8 protein-coding genes and 1 pseudogene are annotated in these 6,958 nt (G+C 45.1%); 6 read left to right on the top strand and 3 right to left on the bottom strand.

The window, feature by feature from the left end:
- A pseudogene (locus tag M595_RS31740) lies at positions 1 to 236 on the top strand (RNA-guided endonuclease TnpB family protein); the annotation flags it as partial.
- A 47-nt stretch (positions 237 to 283) separates the two neighbouring features.
- On the opposite strand, the gene ispD reads toward M595_RS31740, so the two are convergent.
- The gene (gene ispD, locus M595_RS05750; RefSeq protein ID WP_023065046.1) at positions 284 to 964 is read right to left on the bottom strand and encodes a 2-C-methyl-D-erythritol 4-phosphate cytidylyltransferase; all 681 of its coding nucleotides are present in this window, start codon (positions 962 to 964) and stop codon (positions 284 to 286) included.
- A gap of 71 nt (positions 965 to 1,035) precedes the next feature.
- Here ispD and M595_RS05745 point away from each other — a divergent pair, with 71 nt between their 5' ends.
- Entirely contained in the window at positions 1,036 to 1,998 is a 963-nt protein-coding gene (locus M595_RS05745) for a glycosyltransferase family 9 protein (RefSeq protein ID WP_023065048.1), read from the top strand.
- A gap of 96 nt (positions 1,999 to 2,094) precedes the next feature.
- On the opposite strand, the gene M595_RS05740 is transcribed toward M595_RS05745, so the two are convergent.
- Complete coding sequence (locus M595_RS05740; RefSeq protein WP_023065097.1) at positions 2,095 to 3,087, bottom strand: ribose-phosphate pyrophosphokinase; 993 nt, start codon at positions 3,085 to 3,087, stop codon at positions 2,095 to 2,097.
- Positions 3,088 to 3,413: 326 nt separating this feature from the next.
- Here M595_RS05740 and M595_RS05735 point away from each other — a divergent pair, with 326 nt between their 5' ends.
- The 3 genes from M595_RS05735 to M595_RS05725 all read left to right on the top strand — a co-directional run bounded on the left by M595_RS05735 (position 3,414) and on the right by M595_RS05725 (position 4,869).
- Positions 3,414 to 3,890 (top strand): GatB/YqeY domain-containing protein, encoded by a 477-nt coding sequence (locus M595_RS05735; protein ID WP_023065120.1) that lies wholly within the window; start codon positions 3,414 to 3,416, stop codon positions 3,888 to 3,890.
- Positions 3,891 to 4,038: 148 nt separating this feature from the next.
- Positions 4,039 to 4,614: a polynucleotide kinase 3 phosphatase gene (locus M595_RS05730; RefSeq protein ID WP_023065063.1), complete on the top strand. Its 576-nt coding sequence runs from the start codon at positions 4,039 to 4,041 to the stop codon at positions 4,612 to 4,614.
- A 51-nt stretch (positions 4,615 to 4,665) separates the two neighbouring features.
- Positions 4,666 to 4,869 (top strand): DarT ssDNA thymidine ADP-ribosyltransferase family protein, encoded by a 204-nt coding sequence (locus M595_RS05725; RefSeq protein WP_023065101.1) that lies wholly within the window; start codon positions 4,666 to 4,668, stop codon positions 4,867 to 4,869.
- A gap of 420 nt (positions 4,870 to 5,289) precedes the next feature.
- Here M595_RS05725 and M595_RS05720 read toward each other — a convergent pair whose 3' ends face one another.
- On the bottom strand, positions 5,290 to 6,636 hold the full coding sequence (locus M595_RS05720) for a TldD/PmbA family protein (protein WP_023065123.1): 1,347 nt from the start codon (positions 6,634 to 6,636) through the stop codon (positions 5,290 to 5,292).
- Positions 6,637 to 6,662: 26 nt separating this feature from the next.
- Between M595_RS05720 and M595_RS05715 the strand changes: the two genes are divergently transcribed.
- Positions 6,663 to 6,899: a hypothetical protein gene (locus M595_RS05715; protein WP_023065090.1), complete on the top strand. Its 237-nt coding sequence runs from the start codon at positions 6,663 to 6,665 to the stop codon at positions 6,897 to 6,899.
- Positions 6,900 to 6,958 lie beyond the last annotated feature (59 nt).

Here is a 6,958-nt window from a genome sequence, read left to right as displayed (position 1 = left end):
AAGTTAAAAAAGACCTGAGTGTGAGAATCCATGATTGTCCTCGTTGTGGATACAAAACAGACCGCGATATAGCCGCAGGTCAAAACATTAGAAACCGAGGAATTAAGCTAATTAGTACCGTTGGACAGACGGGAAAGGAAACTGCCTGTGCAGACGTTCTACCGGGGGCTGTTAAAAATCAGTCTAGGCAAGTGTCGAAATCCCGTAAGGGGAAAACCAGGAAAACCAAGCCGTGAGGTGAGGATCGCCTACTCTGTAATCTTCGATTCAGTGTAGGAGGATGTCACTGTCTTTCTCTAAGAATAAACTCAGCCACCCGCAAATCTACCGGAGTCGTGACTTTGAGATTGGTTTCCTCCCCTTCAACAATATGAACAGGTAAACCACACTTTTCAAACAACGCCGCATCATCTGTCACCGCCCAACCTTGAGACAGTCCGGTATCGTGACATTGTTTGAGTAATTTCACCTCAAAGCCTTGGGGCGTTTGGGCAGCCCATAACTGTTGTCGATCTGGAGTCTCCTGAATTAACCTATTGCGATCAACAATTTTAATTGTGTCTTTGACAGGAATTGCAGCAATTAAACCCGGACAAGTTTGCAACACCTCCGCACAGCGATCAAATAATCCAGGCGTCACCAAACAGCGGGCGCCATCGTGAATTAAGACTCGTTCCGCCTCGGGGGGTAAAGCCTGTAAGCCGTTGTAAACGGACTCCTGACGGGTGGAACCGCCTTGAATGAACTCGATGGTGGTTTGGAGGTTTAGTTGGGCGAGAATGGCTTTAAAATCGGGGAAATCAATGGGTTGACCGATAACTCCTATCCATTGGATGGCAGTTGAAGCTTCTGCGGCTTTGAGTGTCCAGGCGAATAACGGTTGTTCGAGTAGAGTCAGAAGCAGTTTATTACGGGAAGATCCCATGCGTCGTCCTACCCCTGCGGCGGGAATTAATAAGTGCATTTTGAGATTTTGAGTGTGTAAGGTGGTATTCCTTTAAAATTAAGCTGTTCAGTAGATTAACTCGTATACAGATGAGAATACTAGCCCTTGTCCCTGGCGGGATTGGTGATCAAGTTTTGTTCTTTCCGACCTTAGACAATCTCAAACAAGCTTACCCCCAAGCCCGGATTTCTGTGGTGGTTGAACCCAGGGCGAAAGGAGCTTATCGGGTGTGCAAATCGGTTTCTGAAGTTCTGGCCTATGATTTTAAAGACCGTAATAGCCTCGCGGACTGGGGAAATTTTTTGGGCATTGTCCGAGAACGAGAGTTTGATCTGGTATTATCGTTAGGACAACGATGGACGGTCGGGCTGCTGTTGTGGCTGACTGGAATTCCCCAACGAGTGGGTTATGCCGGAAGTGCAGGTGAGATGTTTCTGACCCAATCTGTTCCCCTAAAAACGGAACAATATGCCGCCGAAATGTATCACGATTTGCTGCAAGGATTGGATTTAAGCCTACCGTTTTCGGGTTTGGCGATCAATGTTCCAAAATCCGATATTAGCTGGGCTGAGACGACTCAGCAACAACTTGGGATTAAAGACAGTGGCTATATCCTGATTCACGGGGGATCGAGTCTGCTGGCTCAACAACTTGGGATTGATAAGATTTATCCGGTTGAGAAATGGCAGAAAGTGATTCAAGATATGCAGCAACAACAACCCAATATCCCAGTAGTTGTGGTCAAAGGGCCAGAAGATGAGGCTTGGGTCAATCAACTCACCCAGTCTTGTCGGGATGTGAAGGTGACAACACCCGGAGATATTGGTAAACTCGCGGCGATGATTGCAGCAGCCAATTTGATGGTTTGTACTGATAGTGCGCCGATGCACTTAGCCGTTGCAGTAGGAACTTATACCATTGCCTTATTTGGGCCGACTGCTCCGGAGAAGTTACTGCCCAAAAATGATCGGGTGATTGGGGTAAAATCTCCCACGGGTAAAATTGCTGATCTCTCACCCGAAGAGATTCTCAAAAAAGTTTGGGGAGGTTGACATTTGCGATCGGCGATGATCCAAATCTGTTAGGAGAGAGGGAATAGGAAAGTCTCATCGGTAAAAGAGCTTTCCTCCTCCCGACTCTCTGTTAATCTAACGGAACATACTGCTAACCGAAGTATCTTCGTGAATACGCCAAATCGTTTCTCCCAGCAAGTTGGCTACAGATAGCACCGTCAACTGCTTAAATTGCTTTTCTGGCGGAACGGGAATAGTATTGGTCACAATTACTTCTTCAAACAGTCCTTCTGATAACCGTTTGGCTGCGGGGGGAGAAAACACCGCATGAGTCGCACAAGCATAAACTTGTCTGGCTCCTTTTTCCCGTAGGAGTCTGGCACCTTCGGTAATCGTACCTGCCGTATCAATCATATCATCAACTAACACCGCCGTTTTGCCTTCGACATCACCAATCACATTTAAAACTTCGGCGACATTGTGAGACTGACGGCGTTTATCAATAATTGCTAAGGGCGCATCATCTAACTTTTTCGCAAAGGCTCTGGCTCGGGCTACTCCACCGACATCCGGAGACACAACAACCAGATCGGGTAAGTTCTTACTCGCCAGATAGTCAAGTAATACCGGAGATCCATAAACATGGTCAAAAGGAATGTCAAAATAGCCTTGAATTTGCGCTGAATGTAAATCCATGGCTAAAATTCGGCTTGCACCCGCTTGGGTAATCAGGTTCGCCACTAATTTCGCGGTGATTGATTCTCGACCTGCCGTTTTACGATCAGCTCTGGCATACCCATAATAGGGGATAACTGCCGTGACTTGTCGAGCTGATGCTCGCCGACAAGCATCAATCATAATCAATAATTCCATCAAATGATCGTTGACCGGATGGCAGGAGGGTTGGATCAGGTACACATCACAGCCGCGAATGGATTCTTGAATCTGCACATACAATTCACCATCGGCAAATTGTTTGCGAATCATCGGGCCTAAGTCAAGTCCAAGATAACGACTGACTTCGGTGGCAAGTGTAATATTTGCCGATCCCGCAAACAACCGCAGTCGATTATGATCGGGAACTAGGGATTCAGAATGAGGAACAGGTAAAGTAGCAGAACGGATCACGGTATGGCCTCGCAGTTCATTCATGGAAATCTTACCACTGTTATGGGGGAGCAATTCAGGATTGATTGGACGTAGATGCCTCACAAGACAGCCTGGATTGGGTAATGTTCGTTTACTAAGTTAACAATCACAACTCAGTTCGCTAATCTATCAAAAGACATCTCTGTTTTATTGTTAAAAACTCTGTGCCAAATTAAAATAGGGGAAATACGGATCTTGATCGAAAAGTGGATACATCTACTTGATTCAAACCGATTTGAGAAACCTTAAATCCTTAGTTCCTAGACCCGTATTTTTAAGGATATTTTTATTCAAGGATCAACCCGATGAGTTTAAAGGATCAAATCAGCGAAGAAATTAAAGCGGCGATGAAAGCTAAGGATAAAGTCCGCCTCGAAGCAGTTCGTAGTATTAAGAAGGTTCTGATTGAAAAAGAAAGTGAGGTTAAAGGCAAGGGTCAAGAGACTCTCACACCAGAACAGGAACTTGAGGTGTTAATGCAGCAAGCTAAACAACGACGAGATTCGATCAACCAATACCAGCAGGCTGGACGGGAAGATTTAGCAGAAGCCGAAAAGGCAGAATTAGTCATCATTGAAGAATTCCTCCCTCAGCAACTTTCAGATGCAGAGGTTGCCGCCATTATTGATGAAGTGATTGCTGAAGTTAATGCCAGTTCCCCCAAAGATATGGGTAAAGTTATGGGACCTGTCATGCAACGTTTGAAAGGTCAAGCCGATGGTAAAAAAGTTCAAGAACTGGTCACTCGTTCCCTGGATTTGAAATCCAGGGCTTGCGAGTGACCGCGTGCTGCGGTCAAAACGAAGTTAAGTCAATAGAGATAAATTCTGAGTTCAAAATCTCACTCACTTCTCCGTATTTTCTCGGAGGCGAAAAAATGTCGGTTTAATTTTCCTCATCTGCCTCCTGCCTTTTTGAACCGAAAACACAATGTACAAAGTATTGTTGGTTGACGGTATGGGAACTTTAACCACCACCCTTTCCGGTCAACCCTTTTCTCAACATCCTCAAGATTTACAACCCCTTCCCGGTGTCTCTGAGGCGATCGCCTATTTCTATCGCAGTGGATGGATTATTATCGCCCTTGTTAATGATGATCAGATTAATCATCCCTCAACTCCTCAGTCTCTAGACAGCGCTAAACAGGAAAAAGTCTCTATTCTGCGTCTATTTCCCGCAATCAGCAAGATTTATTTTAGTGATTGGACGGGGGAATATTGTTGGTCTGTGGAATTCAATTTTGAGGTTGAAAATAAGGTTCAAATTATTCAAACTGAATATCAACGTTCTGATTTTATCAATCTGAGTCGTCTGGATAAAACTCAATTTGATTCTTTTCGTAAACCGGAGGCAGGAATGTTGCGGTTAGCTTTACTGGAACTCCCTGATGATCTCGAGGAGGTGTGGATGATTAGTCATTATGCTGTTGACCGAGAAGCGGCGATCGCAGCGAAAGTTAATTTTTGTCCGACGACGACTTGGTTAAAGCGATACAAAGAATTTTAATTGTTTCTTGAGTTCTCCTCTGCTTGAGGATTTTTTATCTACCCATCAGCAATGTCTACACCGATTTACCACATCACTCATATTGATAATCTTGTTTCTATTCTCAGTTCTGGAGGATTAATTGCTTGCAGTCAACTCAGACAACAACAAGTTAATTACACAGATCTTGCCCATGAAAATATTCAAGATAGAAGGGCAAATAAACCTGTTGCTGACAATTGGTTTCTTGATGTCTCTACAAACAACTCACAGTAGATACTAAGCTACTTAGGGTTTGACAAGTGATTTTAGCGGTATTCTTCAACCCACTTGACTAAAAAATTAGTTTAACTAATCTATAATTAAACTAATATTCAGAACTTTCTATAAATCAGCCATTTTTACAAAACTTAACTCAAGAATAATTCTCAATAAGCAACGAGCTTGCGTTATTTCAACCCTTCTGCTATGATACTCTCAAAAGATAATGCAGGATTGGTCTGACCTATAAGGTGTTTTTCCGAATTTGAACGCTTCAAACCCCTATTCGTTCGTTATCTTCCCTCAAAATTTAGTCAAAAATCTATCCCTTTCCCAAGCAGCGACGCACCAATTTTTACCACCCGTTTTTACGCCCGCTTGACAGAATTACCAAAATGTGCGTTAACTGATTCTTCCGAGAACAAGAGACACCTTTTAGATGCTATCGGTAATGCTACTAAAATTAAACGCCTTAACCCGCACCCCCGGAACCACGATACTACCGTAACGGTGAACCTGACTCAAGCCATCCACCTCGGCCAACATTTCCGGCAAGCGTTGATTAAACCGCAAATTCTTAATCGGATAGGCAATTTTCCCGTCTTCAATCCAGAACGTTCCATCCCGCGTCATCCCCGTCACTTCTAACGTGCGAGGGTTCACATAACGCACATACCAGGCGCGACTGACCAAAATTCCCCGTTCCGTTTGAGCAATCAAATCCGCCAAACTTTGATTGTCGCCTGCCATCACCACCGGATACATTGCCCCAGTCGGTTGAACCCCTTTCTGCGCCGCCCAATAGCGACTGTAAGATAAAGTTTGCAGCACCCCATCCTTAATAATTTCGAGATCATCTTTTTTCAGCCCATCAGCAAAAAACGTCGAACCCCCAATTAAAGGATGATCCGGGTTTCGCTGTACATTCACCATCGGACTAAACAACACTTCTCCCAACCGATTTCCAGCCGATTTTCCCTGTTCATCCATCCGCGACAGAAACGATCGCCCTTCGTCGGCAGCCCGAGCATCCAAATTAAACATCACCCACATCAACAAGTCCGCAAACGCAGCCCCATCAAAGATCACTGGATAAACTCCCGGTTGCACTTCGCGGGGATGACGAGCAGAATAAGCCCGATTAATAATCGTTTCCGTTAACGAGGTCAGGGGTAAATCTTCAATACTAATCGCACTGCGCCGACTCCAAGCCGAACCGTTATCTATTTTGGCAGTAAACCCAAAATCAGCACTCGTCAGACGATTACACGCCCTCAACCCCCGAGAATTTCCAATCGCAAAGATTTCCGCTTCACTGCTGAGAGTCCCCGAACCTTCTACTTTTGCCTCTGTACTCATCTGACAAATCCTTTGGACTCGTTCTCCGCGTTGCAGGGGGGAAAAACAAGCGGTGGCGTGATCAAAAGCCGGAGTCCGGTTTTCGTAGGTTTGGGGTTCGAGTAGCGGTACCCATTCGGGATCTTCCGGGGCAATGGTTGCTAGCTCCTCAGACCGTTTAATTGCGGCGTTGATGGCATCGGGGTTAAGTTCAGTTGTGGAGGCCGTGGCACTGCGTTTGCCAAAATAGCTGGTAATCGAGAGGCTAAATTTGGTGCTGCTGATATTTTGGGTAATTTGATTTTCCGAATACCGAGTTAAAGATTCTTCGCTGTTGCTGAGACTGACAAAGACTTCCTCAGCTTGTGATTGTTGGATGACCGTTTCAATCAGAGACAGGGTTTCGTCTTCAGACAGGAGGTTGGGAGCGCTAGCAACAGTCATAAGTAAAAGGAAGTGAAAGAAACCGAATGGCGATCGCGGATAATGCGACTGCTATGGATGGAGATTGTTTCCCCGATAATAATAAATATATAACAAGCAAGAGCCAGAAAGCAACCGTTTTGTCGGGGCAGGTTCAGCCTAGATTGATGTCTATTATCGATCACTTTGATCAACCACCCCCTCCTACAGTATTGATATCTGTTATCGATCACTTGATCAACCCCTTGAAACGGGTGATGGGTTTTGTCGGCGTGGGTTTATAGGGTTGGTCTGTGGGAAGACATCAATGAGTTAGGGCGCAAGCCTTACACTCCTACAAAGA

The organism is Lyngbya aestuarii BL J, from assembly GCF_000478195.2.
GTDB lineage: Bacteria > Cyanobacteriota > Cyanobacteriia > Cyanobacteriales > Microcoleaceae > Capilliphycus > Capilliphycus aestuarii.
The sequence above is the reverse complement of the archived record's forward strand: the minus strand, read 5'-3'. Positions and strand labels throughout refer to the sequence as shown.

Coding starts and splice junctions, on each gene's coding strand:
- ispD (WP_023065046.1), bottom strand. CDS start 964: ATGCACTTATTAATTCCCGCCGCAGGGGTAGGACGACGCATGGGATCT.
- M595_RS05745 (WP_023065048.1), top strand. CDS start 1,036: ATGAGAATACTAGCCCTTGTCCCTGGCGGGATTGGTGATCAAGTTTTG.
- M595_RS05730 (WP_023065063.1), top strand. CDS start 4,039: ATGTACAAAGTATTGTTGGTTGACGGTATGGGAACTTTAACCACCACC.
- M595_RS05720 (WP_023065123.1), bottom strand. CDS start 6,636: ATGACTGTTGCTAGCGCTCCCAACCTCCTGTCTGAAGACGAAACCCTG.
- M595_RS05715 (WP_023065090.1), top strand. CDS start 6,663: ATGGCGATCGCGGATAATGCGACTGCTATGGATGGAGATTGTTTCCCC.
- M595_RS05735 (WP_023065120.1), top strand. CDS start 3,414: ATGAGTTTAAAGGATCAAATCAGCGAAGAAATTAAAGCGGCGATGAAA.
- M595_RS05725 (WP_023065101.1), top strand. CDS start 4,666: ATGTCTACACCGATTTACCACATCACTCATATTGATAATCTTGTTTCT.